General features: G+C 71.5%; 25 protein-coding genes and 1 pseudogene. 9 read left to right on the top strand and 17 right to left on the bottom strand.

The window, feature by feature from the left end:
• Positions 1 to 151: 151 nt before the first annotated feature.
• Positions 152 to 934, top strand: coding sequence for a 3-oxoacyl-ACP reductase FabG (gene fabG / locus ABZ842_RS22230; protein ID WP_361539127.1), 783 nt, complete (start codon positions 152 to 154; stop codon positions 932 to 934).
• A 218-nt stretch (positions 935 to 1152) separates the two neighbouring features.
• On the opposite strand, the gene ABZ842_RS22225 is transcribed toward fabG, so the two are convergent.
• The 9 genes from ABZ842_RS22225 to ABZ842_RS22185 all read right to left on the bottom strand — a co-directional run bounded on the left by ABZ842_RS22225 (position 1153) and on the right by ABZ842_RS22185 (position 9421).
• On the bottom strand, positions 1153 to 2076 hold the full coding sequence (locus tag ABZ842_RS22225) for an aminoglycoside phosphotransferase family protein (RefSeq protein ID WP_361539124.1): 924 nt from the start codon (positions 2074 to 2076) through the stop codon (positions 1153 to 1155).
• A gap of 110 nt (positions 2077 to 2186) precedes the next feature.
• The gene (locus ABZ842_RS22220; RefSeq protein WP_361539121.1) at positions 2187 to 2450 is read right to left on the bottom strand and encodes a TM2 domain-containing protein; all 264 of its coding nucleotides are present in this window, start codon (positions 2448 to 2450) and stop codon (positions 2187 to 2189) included.
• A 296-nt stretch (positions 2451 to 2746) separates the two neighbouring features.
• On the bottom strand, positions 2747 to 3166 hold the full coding sequence (locus ABZ842_RS22215; RefSeq protein WP_361539118.1) for a DUF2752 domain-containing protein: 420 nt from the start codon (positions 3164 to 3166) through the stop codon (positions 2747 to 2749).
• Positions 3159 to 3656 (bottom strand): TM2 domain-containing protein, encoded by a 498-nt coding sequence (locus tag ABZ842_RS22210; protein ID WP_361539116.1) that lies wholly within the window; start codon positions 3654 to 3656, stop codon positions 3159 to 3161. The genes ABZ842_RS22215 and ABZ842_RS22210 overlap by 8 nt, the downstream gene beginning before the upstream one ends.
• Before the next feature lie 570 nt (positions 3657 to 4226).
• Positions 4227 to 6320 carry an iron ABC transporter permease gene (locus ABZ842_RS22205; protein ID WP_361539113.1) on the bottom strand — a complete coding sequence of 698 codons (2094 nt, stop codon included), beginning with the start codon at positions 6318 to 6320 and terminating at the stop codon, positions 4227 to 4229.
• Positions 6320 to 7324 carry an iron-siderophore ABC transporter substrate-binding protein gene (locus ABZ842_RS22200; protein WP_361539110.1) on the bottom strand — a complete coding sequence of 335 codons (1005 nt, stop codon included), beginning with the start codon at positions 7322 to 7324 and terminating at the stop codon, positions 6320 to 6322. The genes ABZ842_RS22205 and ABZ842_RS22200 overlap by 1 nt, the downstream gene beginning before the upstream one ends.
• A 39-nt stretch (positions 7325 to 7363) precedes the next feature.
• The gene (locus ABZ842_RS22195) at positions 7364 to 8170 is read right to left on the bottom strand and encodes an ABC transporter ATP-binding protein (protein ID WP_361539107.1); all 807 of its coding nucleotides are present in this window, start codon (positions 8168 to 8170) and stop codon (positions 7364 to 7366) included.
• Positions 8171 to 8335: 165 nt separating this feature from the next.
• On the bottom strand, positions 8336 to 8884 hold the full coding sequence (locus ABZ842_RS22190; RefSeq protein ID WP_361539104.1) for a YciI family protein: 549 nt from the start codon (positions 8882 to 8884) through the stop codon (positions 8336 to 8338).
• A gap of 261 nt (positions 8885 to 9145) precedes the next feature.
• On the bottom strand, positions 9146 to 9421 hold the full coding sequence (locus ABZ842_RS22185; protein WP_361539101.1) for a hypothetical protein: 276 nt from the start codon (positions 9419 to 9421) through the stop codon (positions 9146 to 9148).
• Positions 9422 to 10062: 641 nt separating this feature from the next.
• Here ABZ842_RS22185 and ABZ842_RS22180 point away from each other — a divergent pair.
• From ABZ842_RS22180 to ABZ842_RS22170, 3 genes are all read left to right on the top strand, one after another.
• Positions 10063 to 10893 (top strand): helix-turn-helix transcriptional regulator, encoded by an 831-nt coding sequence (locus ABZ842_RS22180; protein WP_361539098.1) that lies wholly within the window; start codon positions 10063 to 10065, stop codon positions 10891 to 10893.
• Complete coding sequence (locus ABZ842_RS22175) at positions 10890 to 11087, top strand: DUF397 domain-containing protein (protein WP_361539095.1); 198 nt, start codon at positions 10890 to 10892, stop codon at positions 11085 to 11087. Before ABZ842_RS22180 ends, ABZ842_RS22175 begins: the two co-directional genes overlap by 4 nt.
• A 198-nt stretch (positions 11088 to 11285) precedes the next feature.
• Positions 11286 to 11513 (top strand): DUF397 domain-containing protein, encoded by a 228-nt coding sequence (locus ABZ842_RS22170; RefSeq protein ID WP_361539092.1) that lies wholly within the window; start codon positions 11286 to 11288, stop codon positions 11511 to 11513.
• A gap of 21 nt (positions 11514 to 11534) precedes the next feature.
• Here ABZ842_RS22170 and ABZ842_RS22165 read toward each other — a convergent pair.
• The 4 genes and pseudogenes from ABZ842_RS22165 to ABZ842_RS22150 all read right to left on the bottom strand — a co-directional run.
• Positions 11535 to 11663 (bottom strand): annotated as a pseudogene (locus ABZ842_RS22165) (helix-turn-helix transcriptional regulator); the annotation flags it as partial.
• Positions 11664 to 11697: 34 nt separating this feature from the next.
• Positions 11698 to 12222, bottom strand: a complete 525-nt coding sequence (locus tag ABZ842_RS22160) for a DUF6879 family protein (RefSeq protein WP_361539089.1) — start codon at positions 12220 to 12222, stop codon at positions 11698 to 11700.
• Complete coding sequence (locus ABZ842_RS22155) at positions 12206 to 12415, bottom strand: hypothetical protein (RefSeq protein ID WP_361539458.1); 210 nt, start codon at positions 12413 to 12415, stop codon at positions 12206 to 12208. Before ABZ842_RS22155 ends, ABZ842_RS22160 begins: the two co-directional genes overlap by 17 nt.
• Before the next feature lie 207 nt (positions 12416 to 12622).
• Positions 12623 to 14095 carry an FAD-dependent oxidoreductase gene (locus tag ABZ842_RS22150; protein ID WP_361539086.1) on the bottom strand — a complete coding sequence of 491 codons (1473 nt, stop codon included), beginning with the start codon at positions 14093 to 14095 and terminating at the stop codon, positions 12623 to 12625.
• A 145-nt stretch (positions 14096 to 14240) separates the two neighbouring features.
• On the opposite strand from ABZ842_RS22150, the gene ABZ842_RS22145 reads away from it, so the two are divergent.
• From ABZ842_RS22145 to ABZ842_RS22135, 3 genes are all read left to right on the top strand, one after another.
• Entirely contained in the window at positions 14241 to 14681 is a 441-nt protein-coding gene (locus ABZ842_RS22145) for a hypothetical protein (RefSeq protein WP_361539083.1), read from the top strand.
• Positions 14678 to 14980 (top strand): hypothetical protein, encoded by a 303-nt coding sequence (locus ABZ842_RS22140; protein ID WP_361539080.1) that lies wholly within the window; start codon positions 14678 to 14680, stop codon positions 14978 to 14980. The genes ABZ842_RS22145 and ABZ842_RS22140 overlap by 4 nt, the downstream gene beginning before the upstream one ends.
• Positions 14981 to 15145: 165 nt before the next feature.
• Entirely contained in the window at positions 15146 to 15967 is an 822-nt protein-coding gene (locus ABZ842_RS22135) for an SAM-dependent methyltransferase (protein WP_361539077.1), read from the top strand.
• A gap of 19 nt (positions 15968 to 15986) precedes the next feature.
• Here the strand turns inward: ABZ842_RS22135 and ABZ842_RS22130 are convergent, their stop codons facing one another.
• Positions 15987 to 16688, bottom strand: coding sequence for a pyridoxamine 5'-phosphate oxidase family protein (locus tag ABZ842_RS22130; RefSeq protein ID WP_361539074.1), 702 nt, complete (start codon positions 16686 to 16688; stop codon positions 15987 to 15989).
• Between the two features lie 242 nt (positions 16689 to 16930).
• Complete coding sequence (gene istB / locus ABZ842_RS22125) at positions 16931 to 18322, bottom strand: IS21-like element helper ATPase IstB (protein ID WP_361539071.1); 1392 nt, start codon at positions 18320 to 18322, stop codon at positions 16931 to 16933.
• Between the two features lie 408 nt (positions 18323 to 18730).
• Here istB and ABZ842_RS22120 point away from each other — a divergent pair, with 408 nt between their 5' ends.
• On the top strand, positions 18731 to 19117 hold the full coding sequence (locus ABZ842_RS22120) for a CU044_2847 family protein (RefSeq protein WP_361539068.1): 387 nt from the start codon (positions 18731 to 18733) through the stop codon (positions 19115 to 19117).
• A complete protein-coding gene (locus tag ABZ842_RS22115) occupies positions 19114 to 23238 on the top strand; it encodes a trypsin-like peptidase domain-containing protein (protein ID WP_361539065.1) in 4125 nt (1374 codons plus the stop codon). Before ABZ842_RS22120 ends, ABZ842_RS22115 begins: the two co-directional genes overlap by 4 nt.
• A gap of 19 nt (positions 23239 to 23257) precedes the next feature.
• Here the strand turns inward: ABZ842_RS22115 and ABZ842_RS22110 are convergent, their stop codons facing one another.
• Both ABZ842_RS22110 and ABZ842_RS22105 read right to left on the bottom strand, forming a co-directional pair.
• Positions 23258 to 23812, bottom strand: a complete 555-nt coding sequence (locus ABZ842_RS22110) for an SUKH-4 family immunity protein (RefSeq protein ID WP_361539062.1) — start codon at positions 23810 to 23812, stop codon at positions 23258 to 23260.
• 15 nt (positions 23813 to 23827) lie between these two features.
• Positions 23828 to 25363, bottom strand: coding sequence for a nucleic acid/nucleotide deaminase domain-containing protein (locus tag ABZ842_RS22105; RefSeq protein ID WP_361539059.1), 1536 nt, complete (start codon positions 25361 to 25363; stop codon positions 23828 to 23830).
• Between the last annotated feature and the right edge of the window lie 110 nt (positions 25364 to 25473).

The following is a 25473-nucleotide window of genomic DNA, read 5'->3' as shown; positions in this document are numbered from 1 at the left end:
CCGCAGCGCCCCGTGGCGAAGACGGCGCGGGGTCATTTCCGGTCGGCCTGCCCCGATCGTCGGTGGTGCCGGGGTGCGGACCCCCTACCGTGATGATCACGACCGTGTCCGTGCCGAAGGTGCACGGGCCACCGAGTGAGGGCGTGGAAGCGTGGAGTTGGGCACCGATTGGCAGCAGCGGTCCGTGGTCGTGACGGGTGCGACGCGCGGGATCGGGCGGGGGATCGCGGAGCTGTTCGCGGCCCGCGGGGCGGCCGTGGCCGTCACCGGTCGCAGCGACGAGGCCGCCCGGCGGGCGGCCGACGACATGGCCGCCGCCACCGGCGGGCGGGTGATCGGGCTGGGCCTCGACCTACGGGACCCGGACGCGATCGAGACGGTGGCCGAGGAGGTCCAGCGCCGGCACGGGCACGTGGACGTGGTGTGCCCGAACGCCGGGATCTTCCCGGCCAAGCGGCTGCGGGAGATGACGGCCGCCGACGTCGACGACATGATGGCCGTGAACCTGCGCGGTTCGATCCTGGTGGCGAAGGCGTTCCTGCCCGGCATGGAGCGCGCCGGGCACGGCCGGATCGTGCTGACCTCCTCCATCACCGGACCCCTCACCGGCTACGTCGGCTGGTCCCACTACGGTGCGAGCAAGGCCGGCCAGCTCGGGTTCATCCGCAGCGCGGCGCTGGAGTTGGCGCCGGCCGGGATCACCGTCAACGCGGTCCTGCCGGGGAACGTGCGCACCGAGAGCCTGACCGAGCTGGGCGAGGAGTACGAGCGGCAGATGACCGCGTCCATTCCGGTCGGGCGGATGGGGGTGCCCGGCGACATCGCGCACGCGGTGGCGTTCCTCGCGTCCGACGAAGCCGCGTTCATCACCGGCCAGACCCTGACCGTCGACGGCGGCCAGACGCTCCCCGAATCCCTGGCCTCCTTCGCCTGAGCCGCACCGCCGTGCGGCGGGCTGCGCTGTGGCGCCTGCGGCCCGTCTGTGGCTTGTCGCGCCGGTTCCTCCCCCTACGCCCAGAGGGCGTGGGGGGCGGAACTGCGCGAACAACCACAGACGGCCCGCAGAGACCAACGCACCCGCAGGGAAATGGCGCGGCTACGTCCAGAGGCGCAGGGACTCGCGGGGCTTCGCATACACGGCCCAGCGCGGGGCTAGCCGCGCAGCGCTTCGGTGATCTGGCGGGTGGTCTGCGCGGCGACGCGGGGGTTGGACACGGCGTAGGCCGTGTACGCGTTCAGGCCGGTGGCCAGGGCCCAGCCGCGGCCACGGGCCCAGGTCGCGTCGTCAACGCCGAGAGCCGTACGGAACGCGGCCCGGCTCGCGGCGGACATCAGCGTGAAGGCGACGACGAGGTCGCGGGCCGGGTCGCCGACGCCGAGTTCGCCGAAGTCGAGCACGGCACTGACGCGCCCGTCGACGGTCAGCAGGTTGCCGGTGTGGAAGTCGCCGTGGAACCAGACCGGAGGGCGCTGCCAAGCGGGTGCGTCGAGCGCCGCGTCCCACAGCTCGGTCATGGCCGCGGCGTCAAAGGCCCCCGCACCCCGCGCGCCCTGCGTGACCCGGGCGATCGCGGCGCGGGTCGCACGGTCCCGGTCGGCGAGCGAACCACCGTCCGTCAGGTCGTCGCAGGCGTCCGCCCCGGGCGCGTTCCGGAGCGCGGTGAGGAACCGCGCCAACTCGACGGCGGCGTCCGTCGAGTCGGCCAGCGCCTCGACGGTCGCCACCTCGCCGGGCAGCCAGCGGGAGACCGCCCACCGCCACGGGTAGCCGAAGGCGGGCTCGCCGACCCCGAGCAACACGGGCACGGCCAACGGCAGGTGCGGGGCGAGTGCGGGGAGCCACCGGGACTCCTTCGCCGCCTGGTCGATCGCACCGTCGTGACGTGGCAGCCGTACGGAGAGTTCGTCGCCCAGTCGGTAGATCACGTGATCCGAGCCGGCCGGGTCGAGCAGGGTGAGGGGCAGTTCGGCCCACTGCGGGAACTGGGTGTCGACCAGGCGCCTGGTCAGTGCGGCATCGATGGCGGAACAGCCCCCGGGGGTGGGCCCGCTCGGGCGGCGGGCGGTCGGGAACATCCCAGTGCCCGTCCGGTCGGCTGTCGACCGGATTTCCAAGCCCCCGAACGCAGCGCGGAGGCCCGCAGGGCTCCGAGCCCCGTGGACCTCCGGCACGCGTCGAAGCCAGATCAGCCGCGCAGCACGCGACCGTGCTTGTCCGTGCGGTCGCTGCTGGTGAGGAACAGGATGCCGTCGACCAGCGCCCAGATGCCCAGACCACCACAGGTCAGCAGCTGCGCGACGCCCATGCCGACGTTGCCGACGTAGAAGCGGCCGACGCCCAGACCGCCAAGGAGGATCTGCAGCACACCGGCGACGATCTTCGACTTGTCGGAGTACGGGCGGCCCTGCGGGTCGAAGCCGTAGGGAGCGTCGGGGGTGGGGACGGTCATGGAGGATCTCCTGGATCGAACAGATGGAACCGTACGCGAGCGGTAACGGTTACGAGCGGTCGTCGTGCAGGGAGCGGGTGCCGTCACCCGGAGCGCACTCCCGGTGTCAACACGGGAAGAAGCGCCGAAAGCGCGTTGCGAGAACTACGCCATGACGTCGCGAAATCGCCCCCCTGCGACGCAGGAAGCGTAAGGAGCGGAACCCGAACAACGGAAGCCGGATGGGATGATCGTGCCCTTACCGTGATAAATCACCGTGCGTTAAGGGAACTTATTTGGCTGGCCGAACGTCCCGGTCACATCACATTTCGGACAATGGCCCAGGTGACCGCGGTCGACAGCACCACGGCCTGGGTCCTACGGCTCCACTGCGGACGCCACCGTCGACCCCGCAGCCCCTCGATCCCCCAGCGCGCCAACAGGGCGAGGGCGAAGGGCGCCACGAGGAACAGGGCGCGGTTGTCGGCGAAGGAGGCGGCGACGTCGCCGTGCATCAGGTCGTACACCATGCGGGTACCGCCGCACGCGGGGCACAGCCAACCCGTCAACCACTGGAACGGGCAGCGCGGCAGCCACTGTCCGCCCTCGTGCGGATTGGTGCCGTAGAGATAGACCGCACCGGCCGCACCGGCGACGAACACCGCGATCGGTGCCGTCGCCGGATTGCGCCACACCCGCGTCAAGCGGTGCGCGGCGGGCCGGTGGAGGTCAGCCACGCAGCGGCCGTCCCTCGGAGTCGGTGGCGTTGGAGCCGGCGAGGATGAGGATGCCGTCGACGAGCGCCCAGATGCCGAGGCCGCCACAGGTCAACAGCTGTGCGACGCCCATGCCGACGTTGCCCATGTAGAAGCGGCCGACGCCGAAGCTGCCGAGGGTGAGCTGGAGGACACCGGCGACGATCTTCGACTTCGAGGAGAACGGCCGGCCGTGGATGTCGTAGCCGTACGGGGCGTTGGGGTCGCCCGTGTACGTGCCCGGCGGGACGTAGCCGCCGAGCGGCGGCGGGGGCGGGTAGCCGGCGCCGGGCTGGGCGGCGCCGTACGCACCGGCGCCGGGCGGCGGCCCGCCGAAGCCAGGCTGACCGCCCGGAGCGCCGGCACCGGCCTCGGGGCCCGGGCCGGGGTAGCCGTAGCCGGGCGGCGGAGGCGGGGTGTTGGGCGCCTGGGGCTGGGACGGGTTCTGCGGCTGGGACGGCTGCTCGGTCACGTTCCTGCTTCCGGTGAGCGGTGGCATCGGACGGGGGACACCCCCGTGGACGCGAGGTGGGCCACGGGGAGCGCGGGGACACCCCGTTCGTCATCTTGCAGGATGGAATGCCCATGGCGAAATCCTTTCGCCACAAGCCGCGCCCCGCGTGCGGGTCCCCCGCGCGCCCTGACGTGAGCGCCGTAGCCCTGCGGGAGCCGTTGGCCTCTGCGGCCCGGTGGTGGGCTGGTCGCGCAGTTCCGCCCCCTGTGCCCCTGACATGCCCACCGTTGCCCTGCGGGAGCGTTGGCCTCTACCGGCCGGTGCGTGGCTGGTCGCGCAGTTCCCCGCGCCCCTGTCTCGCTGCCCCCGTCAGTCGTCTGCGGGCTGAGGGCAGGGTGTTTAGGGGCGCGGGGAACTGCGCGAACAGCCACAGACAGCCCGCAGACGAATTGCGGGGGCAGCACATCAGGGGCGCGGGGAACTGCGCGACAAGCCCACCACCGGGCCGCAGGCGCGGCCACACCGCGCGCCGCACGGCGCAGGCGCGACCACACCGCGCGCCGCACGGCGCAGGCGCGCCCCGGCACGTCAGTCCGCCGCGCCCCGCGTCCGCCGCAGCAGCCACACCAGGTACGGCGCGCCGACCAGCGCGGTCACGATGCCCACCGGGATCTCCGTGGGCGCCAGCAGCGAACGCCCGATCGCGTCGGACGCGACGACGAGCACCGCCCCCAGCACCGCCGCCATCGGAATCATCCGGCCGCTGTTGCCGCCCACCAGCCGGCGCGCCAGGTGCGGCGCCACCAGGCCGACGAAGCCGACCGCGCCGACCGCCGCCGCCGTGCCCGCCGCCAGCACCGCGCCCGCGCCCAGCACCAGCAGCCGGGCGCGGCTCAGCTCCAGGCCGAGCGCGCGCGGCAGTTCCTCGCCGAGCGCCAGCAGATTCACCGGACGGGCCGCCAGCACCAGCAAGAACGCCACCAGCGCGGGCACCGCCAGCCAGCCGAGCGCCGTGTAGTCCCGGGCGTACGTGCTGCCCGCCAGCCAGCTCAGCGACGCCGCGATGTTCATCTGCGAGCTGACGACGAGGATGTTGACCAGGGACATCGAGGTCGCCGCCGCGCCGATGCCGACGAGGACGACCCGCGTCGGATCGAGCCCGGAGCGTCCGCCCCCGCCTCCGCGGGCGACCAGCACCACGAGCACCAGCATCAGCACGCCGCCGATGCCCGCCGCCGCCGGCAGCGCGATCGCCGGCGCCGACGGCACGGCCACGATGACCCCGACCGCACCCAGCGAGGCACCGCCCGTGACGCCCACGAGGCCCGGCTCCGCCAGCGGATTGCGCACCACGGACTGCACGGCCGCGCCCGCGACCGCGAGACACGCACCGGCGAGCGCCGCCACCAGGATCCGTGGAATGCGGTAGTCCACGACCGCCTCGGTCACCTCGTTCGCGGAGCCGGTGAGCGCCGCGCCGAGTTGGCCCCAGCTCACCGACACGTCCCCGACCCGCAGCGACAGCGCCATCGCGACGCCGAGGGCGATCAGCCCGCCGCCGATGGCCAGGGCGTACGCGGGGGTGCGCCGCTTGCCGGAGACGGCGACGGCGGCTCCGGTGTCCGCGTCCCCGGTGCTCACCTTGCGGGCGAGCAGCATGAAGACGGGCCCGCCGATCAGCGCGGTCACCACGCCGACGGGGAGTTCGGAGGCGTACACCGCCGACGGCGGCACCACCACCTGGCCCGCGGCGTCGGCGCCCAGCAGCACCGCGCAGGCCAGCAGCCCGGCCAGCGGCATCAGCAACACGTGTTTGCGCACGCCGAGTTGACGCACGATGACGGGGGCGATGAGCCCGACGAAGCCGATCGGTCCGGCCAGCGAGACCGCGGTCGCCGAGAGCAGCACGGCCAGCAGGAACGCGGCGGGCCTGATGCGTTCCACCCGTACGCCCATGGCCTGCGCGGTCTCGTCGCCGAGCGCCAGCAGATCCAGCGGACGGGCCAGCAGCGGCGCCGCGCACGCGATGACGAGCACGACCGCGCCCGTGATCAGCGGCTTGTCCAACTCGGCCTGCATCAGCGTGCCGTTGCCCCAGAAGAACAGGCCGCGGGTCTTCTCCACGTCCAGCATCTGGAGGAACTCGGCCGAGGCGGTCGCGGCGAGCGCGACCGTCGCACCGGCGAGCAGCACCCGCCCCGGCGTGAGGACCCCGCCGCTGCTGAGCAGGTAGACGACGCCGATGGCGAGCAGCCCGCCGACGAAAGCCGCCGCGCCGGACGGCAGCGGGCCGAGGTCGAGGCCGGCGTAGGCGACGAAGACGACGGCGAGGTACGCGCCCGCGTTCACGCCGAGCGTGTCGGGCGCCGCCAGCGGATTGCGGGTGGCGCCCTGCACGAGCACGCCGGAGACGCCGACGGCGAGGCCGACGACGAGCCCGGTGACGGTGCGCGGCAGCCGGCTGCCGAGGAGCACGTCCTCGGTGTGCTGGGTGCCGTTGCCGACGAGGTACGCGAGGATGTCGCCGATGCCCACCCCGGACGACCCGAGCCCGAGGTGGACCACGGCGACCACGGCGAGGAGCACCCCGAGGCCGCCGCCCACCAAGGCGGCGGACGGGCGGCGCGGCCCGCGCGGGCGGTCTTCCTTCGGGCCGGCGGGGAGCCGTACGGAGAGGGACATCAGACCTTCAGGGCCTTGCCGGTCTCGTCGAGGACGTGCAGCGCGGACAGCGGGCCGCCGAAGAGCCAGGTGCCCGGGTCGAGCGCGTTGACCCGGTCGTTCTTCACGAAGTCCAGGTTCTTCCACACCGGGTTCTTCGCGAAGACGCCGGTGAACGGGTTGTCGTTGGTGGCGGCGACGTAGAGGAAGGTGGCGTCCTTCGACGCGGTGGTCAGCCCCTCGACGCCGACGGTCGTCATGCCCCAGGTGTCGCCCTTGTCCGTCCAGCCGTTCTTCAGGCCGGCGAGGTTGAGGACCTGGGCCGCGATGGCGTCGTTGTTCAGCATCCGGACGGAGGAGGTGCCGTTGGCGGTGAAGCCCTGGCCGATCGCGTACGTCGTGCCGCCCTTGCCGGCCTTCTCCAGCCGGCCCTTGAGGTCGGCGGCGGAGGTGTCGATGCGCTTGATGACCTCGCCGGCCTCGTTCGTCTTGCCGACGGCCTTCGCCAGCTCGGTGAAGTTCTTCTTCATCGTGTCGAGCTGCGGCTGGGTGGTGTACGTGAACGACAGCACCGGCGCGATGTCCTGGAGCTGCTTGAGGTTCGACTTCGAGCGGTCGTTGTCGATGACGATCAGATCGGGCTTGAGGGCCCGGATCTTCTCCAGGCTGGGCTCGTTGCGGTTGCCGACGTCGGTCACGCCGGAGGGGAGCGCCGCACCCTTGGCGGTGATCCAGGTGCCGTAGCCCTTGTTGTCGGCGTTGCCGGCCGGGGTGACGCCGAGGGCGACGAGCTCTTCGGTGTACGTCCACTCCAGGGCGACGACCTTGGTCGCCGGCTTCTCCAGCTTCACCTCGCCCTGCGCGGTCGCGACGCTTATCGCGCCGCTGCCGGTGTCCTTCTTGCCGCCGTCCTTGTCACCGCCCGCGGCGTCGCCGACCGACCCGGACTCGCCGCACCCGGCCACGACCAGCGTGAGGGCCACGGCGGCACTGCCCGTCGCGAGGGTGCGCACCAAATTCCGCATGGGGGTAACTCTCCTTGTGTGCTTAGTTGTTCGTGAGCTTCAGGAGGTGTGCTGGGGTTCCTCGGCGCGCTGCGGGAAGCAGGCGAGGTAGCCCGTCGCCGGATCGCGCACGACGTTCACCCGCAGTCCGAACGCCCGGTGTATGACCTCCGGCGTGAGCACCTCCTCGGGCGTGCCGGCGGCCGTGATCCCGCCGTCCGCCACGACCACGACGTCATCGGCGTAGGCGGCGGCCTGCATCAGGTCGTGCAGCACGACCCCGCAGGCGATGTCGTGCTCCCGGGCGAGCCGGCGCACCACGTCCAGCACCTCGAACTGGTGCCGCATGTCCAGGTACGTGGTGGGCTCGTCGAGCAGCAGGACGCCGGCGCGCTGCGCCAGCACCATCGCCAGCCAGGCACGCTGCCGCTCGCCCCCGGACAGCTCGTCCAACCGTCGCTCCACCAGCGGCGCGGCGTCCGTGACGGTCAGCGCCCAGTCGATCGCCTCGGTGTCCTCGGGCGTGTGCCGGGCGAGCGCGCCGCGGTGCGCGTACCGCCCGTGCCGTACGAGTTCGCGCACGGTCACCCCGGCGGGCGAGTGCGACGACTGCGGCAGGAAGGCGAGCCGCTGCGACAGGGTGCGCCGCGAGAAGGACGCGAGCGGTGCGCCGTCCACGCTGACCTCGCCCCGCATCGGGGGCAGCAATCCGGCCACCGTGCGCAGCAGGGTGGACTTGCCGCAGCCGTTGGGCCCGACGAGGACGGTGATGCCGCCGGGCCGCAGCTCAAGACCCACGTCCGTGAGCACGGGACGCCCCGAGTGCCCCACGTCCAGGTCCTTCGCCACGAGACGGGCATCGCCCATGGACACCACGTTCCTTCCGCATGGACGGTCTGACCGCGCCACCATACAACTTAGGCAAGCCACACCTAACGGCCTTGGTGGATCCTGGACTGCGTCGTGGCCATGTCGTTAGGACCTCTTGCCCTTGTCTTTCGGCCGTGAGGTGTCACACGGTGCCTGCGTGGTTCACCGCCGCCCGCCGCACTCCCAGGCGTGGACCTCGATGTCCGCGTACCGGTCCGCCGTCAGGACGGCGCGGGCCGCGTCCGGGCTCGGGGCCCTGAGCAGCACCGCCGTACCCAGCCAGGTGTCGCCGTCGTCGGAGAGCAGCGGCCCGTACGCGATCAGCTCGTCCTGTTCGGGCGGCAGGGCGAGGTCTGCTGCCGGGCCCTCGCCGAGGCCGAGCACCAGATACCGGTTGCCGCCGCTGCGGCCACCGGGAAAGTCCCACATGGTGCGCCCCAGCACGTTGCGCCACCGGCGCAGCAGCACGTCCCGGTACGCGCCGGCCTGGTAGTTCGGCTCGTAGAAGGCGAACGCACGGGCAGCGGCGGCGTCCGGCAGATCGACGATGTGCACGCTTCCGGTGGGCGTTTCACCGTCGTCGGCGAAGGTCGGACCGCGAGCGATCAGCTCCTTGGCGTACCGGTCCATGTAGGACCAGTGCTCCTCCAGCAACTCCTCGCGCAGCGGGAGGGAGCCCGGCCGGTCCCGGTGGTAGCAGAAGTACTCCATGACCACGGACCCTTCCGCAGCACGAGCACCGTCTCAACCCGCTTTCGAGAAGGGGCCCCGGTCACCGTGGGTGTGAGTGAGCGGGTGACCGGGGCCGGGAAGCGGGGAGACCAAGCCCGCTCCCCCGTCCCTCCCGGCCGGGGCAGGGTCCGCGGCCGGGAGGGGAACCAAAGGGAGCCCTTCACCGCCTGATCAGGCTGAGGACCATCAGTCCGAGGCAGGCGCCGACAGCTCCGAAGAACAACGAGACGGCGAGACGGTTCATACGCCCGTCGACCCGGGCTCGGGGTACGGGGACGGCGGACCCCAGCGGACGGGTTCACGGTGGATCTCGGCGAAGAGGTCGTGACCGGTGAGGCGGAGGTGGAACTCCATCCACTCGTCCACGTCGTCGTGCCCGTGCCGCTCACCGCCTTCCGGAGGCGGCATCTGCACACCGCACTCGGGTTTGCCGGTGATGCACACGGCGGACACGACGACGTCCTCAGCCAAGACGCGCACGGAGCGCCAACCCTTGTACCGACCTCGCTCGATCATGGTGAACCTCCTACGGAGGGTGGGGTGGGGGGTGTTCGGTCCCGGCCGCCAAGGGCAGGGGCGTGCCTCGTGGCGGCCGGGACCAGGGGAAGAGGGGACTGCGGTCCTCATCCCCTACCGCTCGCGCGCACTTCACTCCAGCGCCAGGGAAACGCCGATGCGCGAAAGCGGAGTCGAGGGTGTTTCGGGTGCGGTGGTTACGGGGCGCGTCTGCTGCTGAATGCGTTCAGCTCGGCGAGTGCGGACCCGAGCAGGTCATCCAACGTCGCGGTACGGACGTTCTCCCGCCGCGCATCCCACTCACACCCGCCGTGACGTGGACGCAACATGAGCAGTGCCCCGTAGACGTCCATGACCACGCCCACCCTTTTCGTGGCGGAGTCGAATACGACGGCGCCAACTGCGCAGGAATCACCCTTCACCACGGCACCTTCTTCGCGTGCGCGGAGCCCAAGGCGGCACCAGTTTCCAGAGGCCGCCGACACGGATAAGCGGGAGTAACAAGTCGGCACTGCTGAGGGCGCGTTGACGCCGAGGCATGCGAGACAAAACCGCTCCTTCCTTGGCGGAGACATCTCCAGGGGCGCTAGCGTTGCGTACAGCTCAATCGTTCTTCAACGGCGCCCGCCTAGGAGGGCACATTGGTGAACCGAAAGAAGTTGAATCCGGACTCATCTCCTCGCGCCGCATTTGGCGCACGCTTACGCAGCTCACGCGAGGCTCGCGGCTGGAAGCAAGATGATCTGGGCACCCAAATGGGCTACTCGGGTCGACATATTTCAGCGATCGAAACTGCGCGCAAACCGCCAAGCCTCCCCTTTTCTCGCGCGGCTGACACAGCATTGGGTACCGAAGGCACGTTCGAATTGCTGTGGCGCGAGATGGCGCACGGTGCGCTGCTGGAAGGCTTCTCGGCGTACGTGGACCTGGAGGCACGCGCAACGGAGATCAGGGTGTACGAGACGGGAGTCGTGCCCGGGTTGCTTCAGACACCCGCGTACGCTCGCGCGCTGGCCGAAGGCCACGTTCGAAGAGGAGTGATCACACCAGAGCAGGCAACGGAGCGGGTCGCCGTTCTGATGGAGCGCCAGAAGCATCTGTTGAGGCCGCGACCGCCGACCATGCTCGTGGTGCTGGATGAGAGCTGCATCCGCCGCCCGGTCGGCGGGGAGGACGTCATGGCCGAGCAGCTTCAACACCTGGTCGCGCTCGCCGAGCTGCCGAACACCGTGGTCCAGATCGCGCCCTTCGCCATGGCTGAGCGACGGCCGTTCGACCTACCGATCTACCTGATCACCATGGCTGATCGATCCATGGCGGCCTACGCGGAGTCACAGTTTCAGGGCCATCTGGACCGTGAACTCTCCTTCGCACTGGGCGTATTGAGCGCCTACCATCAGTTGCAGGCAGGGTCCCTGTCGCAGACATCGTCTGTCGACGTGATCAACCAGGTACGAAAGGGCATCTCGTGACGTCCGAAACCCCCCGCTGGTTCAAGTCCTCCTACAGCAACAACGGTGGCGCGTGCGTGGAGGTATCCGCAGATCTCCTCCCGTCCGACGTCGTCCCCGTCCGTGACTCGAAGGTCCCGACCGGCCCGGTGCTGAGCGTCCCCGCAGACGCCTTCGCCACCTTCGTCGCCGGCATCAAGGACGGCACGGTCTGACGACCGCCCCCGCACCAACGCGAGGGTGCCCCGCCGAGCCGCTTTTCTCCGGCCCGGCGGGGCACCCTCGCTTTTGCGCCTCGCGCCAGTCCACCCCGCCCGCTGATGCAATGCTCCGAGCTACCATCGGCCGTACGTGGAGGCGCCGCCTCAGGCGGTCCCTTTCGCCCTGAACGAGCAGCTACGAAAGGGCATCTCGTGACGTCCGAATCCCCTCGCTGGTTCAAGTCCTCCCACAGCAGCAACGGCGGCGCATGCGTGGAGGTCGCCATGAACCTCACCGCTGAGTACGGCGTCGTCCCCGTCCGTGACTCGAAGGTCCCGACCGGCCCCGTCCTGAACGTCCCCACCACCGCCTTCGCCACCTTCGTGGCCGGCATCAAGGACGGTTCCACCGCGGAGATCACCACTCCAGTTTCGGGCTAAGGGCTGTCCCTTGAGGATCTGCTCGACATCCATGGGAGACGGACGAACTTTACTGCCCTCAATACGGCTGATCTTGGATTGCGACATGTTGCAACGCGCGGCAAGCCTGACCCCTGAGAGTCCGGCTTGCTTGCGAAGATGCTTGAGCATGGCGGCCAGTTCCAGCCCAGACTGGTCAAGCTGATCAGTCTGGATGACCAACGTTCACGTACTCCTCGAACGGCACCGACGCCGCGATGGCGATGCGCTGGTACTCGACGAACGGGGAGACGTCGCCCTCGAACACCTCGCGGTTGATCTGAGTGCCATCGTCCTCATAGTTCATGAGGACGACCTCTGACTGGTCGAACATCCAGAAGTCCTGAACCCCCTCAAGGGGGTTCGGCCGGTTGGTCACGTCGAGGATTCGGATGTCGTCGCCTGCCTGGACGTGCACCCTGTAGTAGCGGCTGAACTCGAACCGCAGATAGTCGGAGAGAGGTTGCGTCACGATGTGCACGCGACCGTTGCGCTTCCCCTCTGTTCGCTGACGCGAGACGCGCTCGGTGTACGCGGACCCCGTATAAGGAGTCAGCGATCGCCCTTCGCGGAAGGCGGAGAACTCTTCGGCTTCCTGCCGCACGAGGTACTGCGGAAGGGCTTCGAGCCGCCATGCCTCGTGCTTGATCCCGGCGAATCGGCGGCTCCAGTTCTCACCATCCAAGAGCACGTACGGCCTCCCTCAACGTCTCCTCCGGGATCTCCACGAGCCCCTCCCCCGCCGGGGCGTCGAACGCCTGGGAAACGTCGCCCTGAACCAAGAACGATCCAGTCGGCGTGCGGTAGACGTTCGGGCAGTCTTCGTCTCCGCACGTGCCGTTTCCGTTGCCGGTGAGCCGGGTCAGTTCCTCACGATTCGTGATAGAACTCCCTGGGTCCGGGGCCGGTCGGTCCCTGATGACCACGACCGTACGGGGGGCGCCGTCCGGGCGTCCATGCAGGGACGCGACTATGCGCGTTGTCGCATAAACCCGTGCACCCAGCGGTAGGTGGAGGGCGTTGGCCCTCAAGTACTGAGGCTGTCGCAAGCACTCCGTGGATCGCACTGAGAGGCGGCGCCCCGGCCTGGGTCACGCGCCGCACCACCACGCCACCGCGTCCCGCAGGGACACCGCGTCCGGGTGGGCGCTCGCCCACGCCGCGTAGGCGTCGGGGCGGATCAGGAGGCACAGGTCGCGGGGCGACGACGCGTCGCGCCAGTGGGCGTGGGTCACGGACGGGTGCTCCACCGGCAGCACGTGCGGCGGCGTCACCAGGACGAAGCCGCCCGCGCGCAGCAGTTCGTACAGGCGGCCCTCCGCGAGCGCCAGGTCCGGGATCCGGCGGCCCTCCAGCGCGTGCCCGCCCGGCCCCGGCGGGTACGCGATGCCCAGGCCCGTCACCTGGCCCACCGCCCGCCGCGTCACCGGCGGCACCGCGGCCACGCCCGCCGCCAGCAACCGCCCCGCCCGCTGAGCCCGGGTGTGCGCCATCGCCAGCCTGATGATCGCCCCGCTGCTGCGGATCACCGTCCGGCCCACCGGGTACCGCTCCCGCTGGTAGCTGTCGAGCAGCGCCTGCGGATCGCCCGTCCGCCCCCGCAGCGCCGCCGTCAGCTTCCACGACAGGTTCGCCGCGTCCTGGATGCCGGTGTTCAGGCCCATCCCGCCCGCGGGCGAGTGGACGTGAGCGGCGTCGCCCGCGAGGAACACCCGGCCCCTGCGGTACGACGGCACCTGCCGCTCGTCGCAGTGGAAGCGGGAGATCCAGCGCGGCTCGCCCATCCCGTAGTCGGAGCCCAGCGCGCGCCGCGCCAGGGAGCGGACCTCTTCGAGGTCGACGGGCTCGCTGTCCGGCGGCTGGTGGTTGCGGTCCCAGCCCATCACCCGGTACCAGCCGTCCCCGAAGGGCAGCACCAGCACGATGGTGTCGCCGGTGGTGTTCACCGCCAGCATGCCTTCCGGCGCCTCGTCGAGGCGTACGTCCGCGAGCACCATCGACCGGATCACCGAGCCGCCGGGGAACGGCAGTCCGAGGGCCCGGCGCACGGTGCTGCGCGCGCCGTCGGTGCCGACGAGGTAGCGCGCCGTCAGCTCGGTGCCGTCGGCGGTGCGGGCGACGACCGCCCCGCGCCCGTCGTGCCGCAGCTCCGTCACCTCCGTGTCGTACCGGACGTCCGCGCCCGCCTCGCGCGCCCGCCGCTCCAGGACGCGCTCCACCTCGTACTGGGGGGTGATCAGCAGGTACGGGAAGCGGGTCCGCAGCCGCGTCAGGTCCACGCTCAGCCAGCGGAACGGGCGGAAGCCCGTCACCGGGTGCCCGGTCGCGACCAGTTCGTCCGCGACGCCGCGCGCGTCCAGCAGCTCCAGGGTGCGGGCGTGCACGCCGAAGGCGCGGGTCAGGTTGTTCAGGCCGGGCGGGCGGCGGTCCACGAGGACGGTCCGCACGCCCGCGGCGGCGAGGTCGCCGGCGAGCATCAGCCCGGTCGGCCCGGCGCCGACGACGGTGACCTCGGCGTCGAGATCGTGTTCGAGGTCTTCGGCAGCGGGGTGACTCGTCGTCATGTACGGCCCTCGGGTACGCGCACTGGTACTGGCACTGGCAGGCGCGAGTCTGCCAGCCGCCGTCCTCCGGGGGCCGGAGGTAGCATCGGGCGACGCGCCGCCGGCGTGGCGGACGCCGGAGCGGACGCCGTGGATTCGGCGGGCCGTGCACGCGCTGCCGCGCGACCGGTTCGCCCCCGACCGGCTCTGGGCCTGGGGCGGCGATGCGTACGTTCCCGTCGGCCGGGCGGCGGCGCCCGACGAGTGGGACGAGCTGCTGTACGCCGACCCGGACGCGGCGGCGGTGACCCAGGTCCGCCGGGCCACGTCCAGCCTGTCCTGCCGGGCCGTCGTCGTGGACATGTTGGACTCGCTGCTCCTGGAGCCCGGCCACCGGGTGTTGGAACTGAGCACCGGTACCGGGTGGAACGCCGCACTCGCCGCCGCCCGGGCCGGGGCCGGGGATGGGGATGGGGACGGCCGGATCACGAGCGTCGAGGTCGATCCGAGGTCGCCCGGGCCGCCCGCGATCGGCTCGCGGGGCACGCCCCCGGGGTTCGGGTCGAGACCGGCGACAGGAACCTGGGCGCGCCCTACGACCGGGTGATCGCCACGTACGCCGTCGAGCGAGTGCCTTGGGCGTGGGTCGAGCAGACCCGCCCGGGCGGGCGGATCGTCCTCCCCTGGGGTCCGCTCGGGCACGTCGCGCTCACCGTCGCGGCCGACGACGACGGCCTGAACGCCTGGTTCCACGACCGCGCTTCATGGGCCGTGGTCGCCACGCTGGCGGACGGCACCGTCGTGGCCCCACCAGGGCGGCCTTCGCCCGCTGGCCGACGACGTCGAGCGCTCCTGGTCCGCCTGGGACGCCATGGGCGCCCCAGCGCCGGTACGACTCCGGGCTGACCGTCGAACCGGGACGGCAGTTCGCCTGGGCCAAGGACCCGCGCACCGGCCCTCGTTGGCACTGACTCCCCCGCCGTTGGCGTGATATCACGGCCCCGTCGACGGGGTTCCGCGGTGTAGACCAATTAAGGTTTCAACATACGCTGGGACGACGGGAGTTGACGCATGACGCACGGCGAACAGACGGACGGTCAGGCGCGCGACCGCATCGACACGAAGCGTGCCCATCCGGCGCGGATTTACGACTACGTCATCGGCGGCAAGGACCACTACCAGGTGGATGTCGACGCCGGCGAGGCGATGATGGCCGAGTGGCCGTCGCTGCGGGTGAGCATGCGGCAGAACCGGCTGTTCATGCAGCGGGCCGTCCGGTACCTGGCGCGGGAGGAGGGCGTGCGGCAGTTCCTGGACATCGGGACGGGGTTGCCGACGTCGCCCAATCTGCACGAGGTCGTCCAGCGTGAGCGGCCGGACGCGTCGATCGTGTACGTGGACAACGACCCGATCGTGCTGGCGCACGCCGAGGCGCTGCTGACCAGCGCGCCGCCGGGGCGCACCGCGTACCTCGACGCCGACATGCGCGAGCCGGAGTCGATCCTCGAATCGCCGATGTTCAAGGAGCTGCTGGACCTGAAGCAGCCGGTCGCGCTGACGGTGATCGCCATACTGCACTTCATCCGCCCGCCGGCGGACCACGCGCTGCTGCGGCGGCTGCTCGACCCGCTGCCGTCGGGCAGCTTCCTGGCCGTGTCGACCGCGACCGAAGAGTTCGCGCCGGCCGAGATAAGGCGGGTGAGGGAGCAGTACGAGAGCCGGGGCATCCCCATGGTCTCCCGCACCACGGCCGAGGTCGGCGCGTTCTTCGAGGGGTTGGAGTTGGTGGCGCCCGGGCTCACCCAGGTGCACCGGTGGCGGCCGACCGAGGCGCAGGCGGGGGTGACCAACGAGCAGGTCGCCATGTTGGGGGCGGTCGCGCGCAAGCCGTGACGCGGCTCGTACCGCTCAATCAGCCGAGGGCGGTGCCGGCGCGGTCCGCGAGGTGCGGCGGCGGTGCGACGTCGGGGCGGAGCGCCGGGTCCGGTACGAGCGGGCCGAAGGTGGTCACCAGGGGCAGCGTGCCGGCCCACACCGGCAGTTCGGCGTCCGGCCCCTCGCCGTCGTCTGGCGCGCCGGTGCGGATCTTCACGGACGCCTCCGTCAGCGGGAGGGCGAGCAGGGCGGTGGCCGCGAGCTCCTTGCGGCTGGGGCGGCGGGCGTACTCCCACTGGCCCGGGGCGGACTGCTCGGTCAGCAGCCGCAGCCCGGTGAGCTTCTCGGCGGGGTCGGTGACGAGGCGGGGCACGCCGTAGACCACGGCGCTGCGGTAGTTGACGCCGTGCTCGAAGACCGAGCGGGCCAGCACCAGGCCGTCGACGTGGGTGACGGTGGCGCAGACGGTCGCGTCGGGCGCGGCCCGCAGGCTGCGGCTGGCGACGGAGCCGTGCAGATAGAGCCACGTGCCGTCGGTGCCGTACACGGTCGGCACGACCATGGGGTGACCGTCCACGACGACGCCGAGGTGGCAGACGAAGCCGGCGGCCAGGATCTCGTCGAGGGCGGCGCGGTCGGCGCGGCCCTGGTCGCGCAGGCGGTGGTGGCGGGTGCGGTCGTGGGAGGACAGCGGGGGCAAGGGGGCGCTCGGTCCCGTACTGCCGGTGTCACCGCTCATGCCGCCCAGCCCTTTCGTTCTCGCCCGTCACTCTCGCCCGTCGAACACCTCGCACGCTAACGATATCGGCGCCATGGCGCTATAGATCTGCGGAATTCGTCGCGAGATGGGAGTCAAACGAATGGATCCGCAGGTCTCTCGCCTCGGCGCGTAGGGCGCCGGGTGCCGGGACAGCAGTGGGCGCGGTGTCGTACGGACCGGTCGGCCCGACCCGTACGGCACCGCGCCCGAGGGTGGTGCGCTCAGCCCGCCTTCCACGCCGGCGTCGAGGCCGCGGACTGGCCCCGCAGCCGGTAGCTGTCGCCCTTGAGCGTGAGCACGTCCGCGTGGTGCGCGAGCCGGTCGAGGAGCGCGAAGGTGACCGGGCCGTCTCCGAAGGTCGCCGGCCACTGGCCGAGCGGGCGGCTGCTGGTGACGACGACGGACGCCCGCTCGTAGCGGTGCGCGACCAGCCGGAACAGCAGGCCGGTGGCGTCGGCGTCGAAGGGGACGTAGCCGATCTCGTCGATCACCAGGAGCGCGTACCGGTCGAGCCGGGCCAGCTCCTCCGTGAGCCGCCCCGCGGACTGCGCCGCGGCGAGCCGGGCGACCCACTCGGTGGCGGTGGCGAACCGCACGTCGTGGCCGGCCCGGCAGGCGCGGACGCCGAGGGCGACGGCGAGGTGCGTCTTGCCGGTGCCGGGCGGGCCGAGGAAGACGACGTTGCGGTGCGCGTTCACGAAGTCGAGTTCGCCGAGCCGGGCGACGGCGTCCCGGTCGAAGGCGCGCAGGTGGTCGTCGTCGAACTCCTCCAGCGTCTTGCGGGCCGGCAGCCCGGCGGCCCGGAAGCGGGCGTCGGCGGACGCGTGGTCCCGCTCGACGTCGACCGTCGACGTTTTCGGCTGCACGGGCACGCTCTCCAGCCGGGGCGCGACGGGCACCGTACCGACAGGTGCCGTAGCGGCGGTGGCCACGGCCGGGGCCGGGGCCGGGGCCGCAGCGGGGGCGGGCACGGGGACGACGGCCCCGCCCCGGTCCGCGTCGCCGCCGGCCGCCGTCGGAGGCGCGGGCGCGGGCGGCGCGGGCGTCGGCCGGGGCGCCGGGTCGTGGTGCGGATGGTGCGGATGGTGCGAGCCGCGGCGCTCCATCGGCCCGGACATGTACGCGAGGATCGCCGCCGACAGGATGAACGCCATGTGGATGACCGTCCCCCACAGCAGCGCGTGGTGCGAGGTGTGCGCGACGTCCACGAACATCTGGAGCAGGTGCACGGACGAGATGCCCACGATCGCCGTCGCCAGCTTCACCTTCAGCACGTTCGAGTTGACGTGCGACAGCCACTCGGGCTGATCCCGGTGCCCCTGGAGGCCGATGCGGGAGACGAAGGTCTCGTAGCCCCCCACGATCGTCATGATCAGCAGGTTCGCGATCATGACGACGTCGACCAGCTTGAGCACCGCGAGCATCACCATGGTCTCGTCGGCCTGACCGGTGACCACGTGCTGGATCAGGTGCCACAGCTCGTTGAAGAACTTGTAGACGTACACGCCCTGGGCCGCGACCAGCCCGAAGTACAGCGGGGCCTGGAGCCAGCGGGTGGCGAAGAGGGCGTAGCCGAGGGACGAGGCGGCGTAGCCCTTCAGATCGGGCTTCATGGGGCGGGACGGGTGGGGTTGGGACGGGTGGGGGTGGTGGGACGCGGGCGGGACGTGACCGTGCAACGGCATCTCCAAACATGGCATGGCGGTGTTCGGGCGCAGTCGGGCGCGTCCGCGTACACGCTGACAACGGCCGACGAGAGCAGCCGTCACGGACGCCACCGGCGCACGGACGTACGCCACGGCGCGTACGGCGGGTGTGTGCCGGGGCGCACAACGGGGGCGTGCGGACGGGTCGTTGGCGCGCGTCGCGTCGGCGCCGGGAGCCCCGTCGCGGTACGCCGCCTGGTGCAACGAAACCGCCCGCGCGGCGGACCCCGCCGACCCCACGCCCTCTCGCGCGGGCAGTGCCTATGCTGTGCGCTCTAACGGCCCACCGGCCGGAGGGACACGAGGGGGAGCCGCATGGCAACTGAAGTGGTTTCGTACGCACTTGACGACGAGACGGTGGTGCGCTTCGAGATCGAGCCGACGGACCACTTCCACCGCGTCAGCTCCGACGACGTCGTCAGCCGGGTCCGGGACGCGGTCCGACCGGCGGTGCAGGCCGCCCGCACGGTCCTGGACGGCGCGAGCGAGCTGCGTCCCGAAGAGGTCACGGTGACGTTCGGGATCAAGGTCAGCGGCACCGCGAACTGGCTGGTGGCGAAGGCGGCTTCCGAGGGGAACTTCGAAGTCAGCCTGGTGTGGCGGCCGACGCGCCCGACAGCGGCGGACGCTCCCGCCGACGGGACCACGGTCACCGGTGGAAGCACGGGCGCCGACGGGGGACCAGGCGCCGACGGCTCGTGAGCGCGGCGAGCGTCAGCGGCCCCCGCCCCGGCGCCGACGCCTGGGTGGCCGCCGTCCACGGCACCGAGGACGACGACGCCCCCTTCGGCTCCGGGTTCCTCATCGACGACCGCCGGGTGGTGACCTGCGCCCACGTCGTCTGTCCCGCGTGGGACCGGGGCGCCCCGCTGTGGGTCGCGTTCCCGAAGTCCGACCGCCTCATGGACCATCGCATCCGGGTCGAGCGGGTGGCCGTCGTCGAACGCCCGCCCAAACGGGACGTCCAGGACGTCGCGGTGCTCACCCTCGCCGAACGCGTCGGCGAGCGGCCCGCGCGGCTGCGCCGCCCGCAGCCCGGCGCGCTCGTCGGCGAGGCGTGGTGGTCCTTCGGCTTCCCCGACGGGGACGTCTTCGGCAACTCCGCCGACGGCACGGTGGGCGAGGCGCTCGGCTACGGCTGGGTCCGCCTGGACACCCGGTCCCGCTACCCGGTCAAGTCCGGCTACAGCGGCGCCGCGCTGTGGTCCGACACGTACCGAGCGGTCGTCGGCATCGTCGGCCAGGCCAACCGCGCCAACGGCGACGCCCGCGCCCTCACCCTCCACCACGCCGACCGCTTCCTGCCCGGCGAGGAACTGGGGCTGCTCACCGAGTGGTCGGCGGAGGCCGCGGGCGAGGGCGCGCTCGCCGCGTGGGGCTGGGCCCTGGCGCACGACCCTGAGGGCGAGCGGCACTGGAAGCCGCGCGCCCGGGGCGTGAGCAGCGACGCCGAACGCGGATTCCGCTTCCGGGGCCGTACGGCCGCGCTGTCGGAGATCGTGGCGTGGCTGACGACACCCGCCGCGCAGCGCCACGTCCTGGTGGTCACCGGCTCCCCCGGCGTCGGCAAGTCGAGCGTTCTGGGGCGGGTCGTCACCTCGGCGGACCCCGAGATCGCCGCGACGCTGCCCACGGACGACGACGCGGTGCGCGCACCCGTCGGCGCGGTGTCCTGCGCGGTGCACGCCAAGGGCAAGACGGCACTCGAAGTCGCCCACGAGATCGCCCGGGCGGCGTCCGCGGAGCTCCCGGACACGGTGGCGGACCTCGCGCCCGCGCTCCGCCTCGCGCTGGCCGACCGGGCGGAGCGCGCCACGTCCCCGCCGCGGCCCTTCACCGTCGTCGTCGACGCCCTCGACGAGGCCACCAACCCCACCCAGGCGCGGCAGATCGCCACCCGGATCGCCCTGCCGCTGGCCGAGACCTGTGCGGACCTCCAGGTCCGGGTGATGATCGGCAGCCGGCGGCGGGACGGCGCGGGCGACCTGCTCGCCGCGTTCGGCCGGGCCGCGCGCACCGTCGACCTGGACTCCCCGGCGTACTTCGCGGAGGCGGACCTCGCCGCGTACGCCCGGGCGACGCTGCAACTCCTCGGCGACGAACGCCCCGACAACCCGTACGCGGACGACGCGGCGGCCCGGCCGTTGGCGGCCCGGATCGCCGCGATCGCCGACGGCAACTTCCTCGTCGCCGGGCTGATCGCCCGCAGCCACGGCATGCACGACGAGGTGGCGGTGTCGGCCCCGTCGATCGACTTCACGCCGACCGTGGTCGCCGCGCTGCACGAGTACCTGGCGCAGGTCCCGCCCGTCGACGGCGTCCCCGCCGCCGCGGTCCTCACCGCGCTGGCATACGCGGAGGCGCCCGGCCTTCCGCTGTCGCTGTGGCGCACCGCGGTCGCCGCACTGGGCGCCGGCGAGGTGTCCGAGGAGCGGCTGCGCACCTTCGTGCGGTCGTCGGCGGCGAACTTCCTCGTGGAGACGGGCACGACGGACGGGCACGGCCGGGACCTGCGGGTGTTCCGGCTCTTCCACCAGGCCCTGAACGACGCGCTGCGCCAGGCCCGGCACGACTCCGCCGCGTCGGCCGCCGCCGACGACGAACGCGCCCTCGTCCGCGCCTTCCTCGCGTACGGCCGCGAGCGCGGCTGGGCCAGGGCGCCCGCGTACCTGCTGCGCTCCCTGCCGGGCCACGCGGTGCGCGGCGACGCGGTGGACGCAGTGCTCGCCGACGACGCGTTCCCGCTCCACGCGGACCTGCGCCGGCTGATCGCGGCGGGCGTCGACGCGCGGACGCCGAAGGGACGGGAGCGGGCGGAGTTGCTGCGGCTCACGCTCCAGGCGATGGACGCGACGCCGGCGCGGCGCGCGGCGCTGCTGAGCGTGGTGGAGTCCCAGCACCGCCTGGGCGACACCTACCGGCGCATCGACGTCCCCGGCCCGTACCGGGCGGACTGGGCGGAGGTGGCGCCGAGCGCGGAAGTGGCCGTGTTGGAAGGGCACACGGACTACCTGGCGGCGATCCGTACGCTCACCGTCGACGGCGACACGTACGTCGTCGGCATGAGCAGCGGCGGCGGGCTGTGGGTCTGGGAGGCCATGAGCGCCCGGCTGGTCAGCACGGCGAAGTTCCGCGGCGGCTGGTTCCTGGACCTCTGCCCGGTGTTCGTGGACGGGCATCCGATGCTGGCGCTCGCCCACGAGTACGGCGTGCTGCTGGCCGACCCGTTCGGCGAACTGCCGGTGCAGGAGCTGCCCGGCGACGTCGGCGCGCTGCGTGCGCCGTGCACGGTCGACGCCGACGGCCGCACGCTGCTGGCCGGCATCAGCGACGACACGACGGTGGCGCTGTGGGACCCGGCCGCCCGCCGCCTGGTGCGGGTGCTGCGGGGGCACGCGCGGAGGATCGCGGCGCTGTGCGCGGTGCCCCGGGCCGACGGCGGGCCGACGCTGCTCGCTTCGGCCGACGACGGCGGGATGGTGATCCTGTGGGACCCCGGCACGGGGAGGGCGGTGCACTTCCTGACGACGGCGGAACGCGTCACGTCGCTGTGCCGGGTGGCCGTGGGCCGTGACACGTTCGTCGCCTGCGGTGGTCCGTACTCCCTGCTGATGTGGAACCCGTTCCGGTCCCCGGCTGCGGCGTCCGGTGGCACCGTGTGGGCGGTCGACGGCTTCGCGCACGCCTCCCAGCTCCTGTGCTCCCTGGAACTCGCGGGCCGGCCCGTCCTCGCGACCGCGGACGCCCACGCCCCAGCGGTCGGGCTGCGGGCCGCGGACACCGGCGAGCTGACGGCCACCGTCCCCCTGCCGTCCGATGTGCACCTGCTCAGCCTGCACCCCGTCGAGACGCACGGCCGCACCCTGCTGGCCAGCCTCGACCTGCTGGACACCGTACGGCTGTGGGACCCGACCATCGAACCGGCCGAGGACGCGGCGGCCGTGCACGCGCTGTGCGCGGTCCCCTGCGACGACGCCGAACTCGTCGCCGGCGCTCCGGGCGACGGACAGTGGATCCAGATGCGGGACGCCACGGACGGTCGGACGCTCTGGACACTCCCCGCGCAGTTCGGGCAGGTACGGGCCCTGTGCTCGATCACCGCGGCCGGCCGACCGCTGCTCGCCGCCGCGGGCGGCTTGGGCCGCTGGGAGGTCCGGGACGCGAAGACGGGCCGGTTGGTCAGCACCGGCCAGCGCAGCGCCGTCATCGACGTGCGCGCGCTGTGCGCCCTGGCTGTCGGGGACGTCAGCCTGCTCGCCGTCGCAAGCAGTGACTGCGTCCATCTGTACGACCCGCTGACGGGCACCCGGCTGCGCAAGCTCGAAGGCCCGCGCAACAGGTCGAGCGGCTTCAGGGGCCTGTGCGTCCTGCCCGGCGCCGATCGGCCGCTGCTCGCCGCGAGCCCCGACTACGGGAAGCACATCTACGTGTGGGACCCGCTGACCGGGGCGCCCCAACCCTCCTTCGCGGCCGAGGAGTCCGGCAGTCTGGACGCCTTGGTCACCGTCGCACTCGGCGACCGCACGCTGTTGGCGGCGACGGCCGACGACAAGACCGTCCGGCTGTGGAACGTCGCGGACCGGTCCTACGCGGGAACGCTCCACGGCCACCTGCGCACGGTGTCGGCGATCACCCCCGTCACCGTGTCGGGCCGCTCCCTCCTCGCCTCCACCGGCCGCGACCGCACGGTCCGCCTGTGGGACCTCGACACCCTCACCCAGGTCATGGAGATCCCACTCCACCACTCCGGCCACTGCCTGGCCTGGGCGGGCGGCCGGCTGGTGGTGGGGCTGGACCGGGGGATACAGACGCTGGTGTTCTGAGGGCTCACCGAGCTGCGGGTCACCACATCTCTGCCGCCACGTCGTCGAGGAGCAGGTTCCAGAAGGAGTCCTCGTCGACGAAGGGGGTGTCGTCGATCCTCTCGACCCTCGCCCGGAACTCGGCCACGAGCGCTTCCGCGTCGAGAGTTCCCGCCTTCTTCGTCGCCTTGTACTCGTCGTCCAGTTCCCGGAAGGCCATCAGGCATTGGACGAGGGACCGGACGTCGCGATGCATGGGCTCGAACGACTCCTCCCCCTCGGGGAGGGCGTACACCCGACCAGATGTCGGGTCGATCGCGACGATGGCGGTAGGCGTGTTCCCCAGCAAGAGCCAGTCGCGGTTCTCCGGCGGGCACTCCCAGCCCCGCAAGTCGAATCGAGGGCCGATACCGATGGGGTCGGCATCGGGCCGGCCGGCGTCGACCTTCGAGTAGAAGAAGTGGTCGTGCGGTAGCCCTACGGACGCCAGATACTCCGCACCGCTCCAGGAACTCCCCTCGTATTGAGGGAAGAACACAACCCCTGCGATGCCATACAGGCGTACGAGCTGGTCCAGGTCCTGACTCGCTGACATGCGCGCTTTCTACCTTTACTTTCCGTGGCTCTTCTTGAGATTCTCTACATACTTCTCATGAGCATCGTTCTGCGTCTTTCTGTCACTCTGATCGTAGGGCACCGCGTGAGTCACTCTCGTATGAGAGAAATGGGCATCCAACCATCTGTTGCACCTGGGTGACTTCTGACACGGCTCGCGCTCGGTGAACAGCTCCTTCAAGCCATCCTGCGTCTTCGCCTTCAGTAGCGGATGACCGATGATCTTCTCGGAGTGGTAACTTCCCTCGCTACGGCCGACAAGTATGGACGCCCTGTTGTTTTCCGGGTTCACATAAAGGCCCGCCGCGTAATTACTTCCCCCGTAGTCGCCGTGAGCCTTTCGTGCGTTCTGCGTGGCGAGGGCGAGCTCGTTGCCGCCGGTCGGGACCTGTGTGGACGTGACCGTACCCGTGTGCCCCCTGGGCGTCTGCCATTCATCGCGATCGGGACGGTTCTCAGGGCGCCAGACCCTGCCGTTCTCCATGACGCCCGACAAGTTGATCTTGTCCTCGGCGTTCAACCCGGCGGGGTCGATCTTGCCGCTTGGCAAGAGCTTGTCGACCGTCCCGTCGTAGTTGAGGATGTAGACAGGGGTGTCGCCCTCGTCACCGTCCTTCTTGTCGCCGGGCTCGCACTTGTCTATTTCGCCCTTGGCCTTCTTGTCGTCCTCGTCGTTCTGCTTCTTCGTCTTGTCCAGGCCCTCGACGTTCTTCTCGATCTCCTTGGACATCTTCACGGTCGTCTCGTCGACCTTGTCCTCGGCCTTGTCGATGGCCTGGCCGAACTTCGCGAACCGGTCGTCCTTCTTCGCCACCAGGCTGCGCTTGCCGCGCTTCCCGTCGAAGGAGCCCTTCTCCTCCTGGAGCCGGCCGTGTTCCTTGCGCAGGGCCGTCATCGCGTCCTCGAACTCCGCGAACTCGGTCCACAGCACCTGACCGACCGCGTCCGAACCCTGCGGCAGGCCCGACGTGTCGGAGGAGACCGCGTCGTCGAAGAGCCCCTCCAACTTGGCCAGCATCTTCGCCTCGATCTCCTGCGTCGCGAGCTCGATCAGCTGCTGCACCAGCAGGTCCAGGGCCTCCCGCACCAGGATCTTCAGCGCAGCCGCCGCTGCGGCGCTCGCGGCGGCCGTGGCACCGAAGGTGAAGAACGCGCCGACCAGGCCCGCCGTGATCACCGCCGCCGACGCCGTGACGTCCGCGATGATCGCGTACTTGCACACCTCCACATAGCCGGCGCCGGTGTCCAACGCGCCCGCCAGCACGTCCACCGCGTCCGCCAGGTTCTTCATGTCCTGGCCGGAAACCTTGCCCCAGCGCGTCTTGAACGCGTCGACCGCATGGCCCTGGCTCTTGCCCTCGGTGACGTTGGCGCACGCCTTGTTCGCCCGCTGGATCGTCGTGCGCAACTCGCCCGCGAACTCCCGGTACTCCTTGGCCGAGTCACGCAGGTCGCCCTCGTCGATGTCCGGCCAGTCGTAACCGATGAACTCCAGGATCTCCTTGACCTCACCCGGCAGTTGAACACCCATCGCCGTCCCCCTCGGCTCCTCGGGAACGAGTCAGCCTAGGGCTCGAACGTCAACCGGCCAAGGCGAAAACAGCCCATTCTGTTGATCTTGCGACCAGGGGTCGGGCTTCA

It is taken from the genome of Streptomyces sp. NPDC047315 (assembly GCF_040643215.1).
GTDB lineage: Bacteria > Actinomycetota > Actinomycetes > Streptomycetales > Streptomycetaceae > Streptomyces.
Note: the sequence above shows the minus strand (reverse complement) of the source record. Positions and strands in the feature narration are given on the sequence as shown.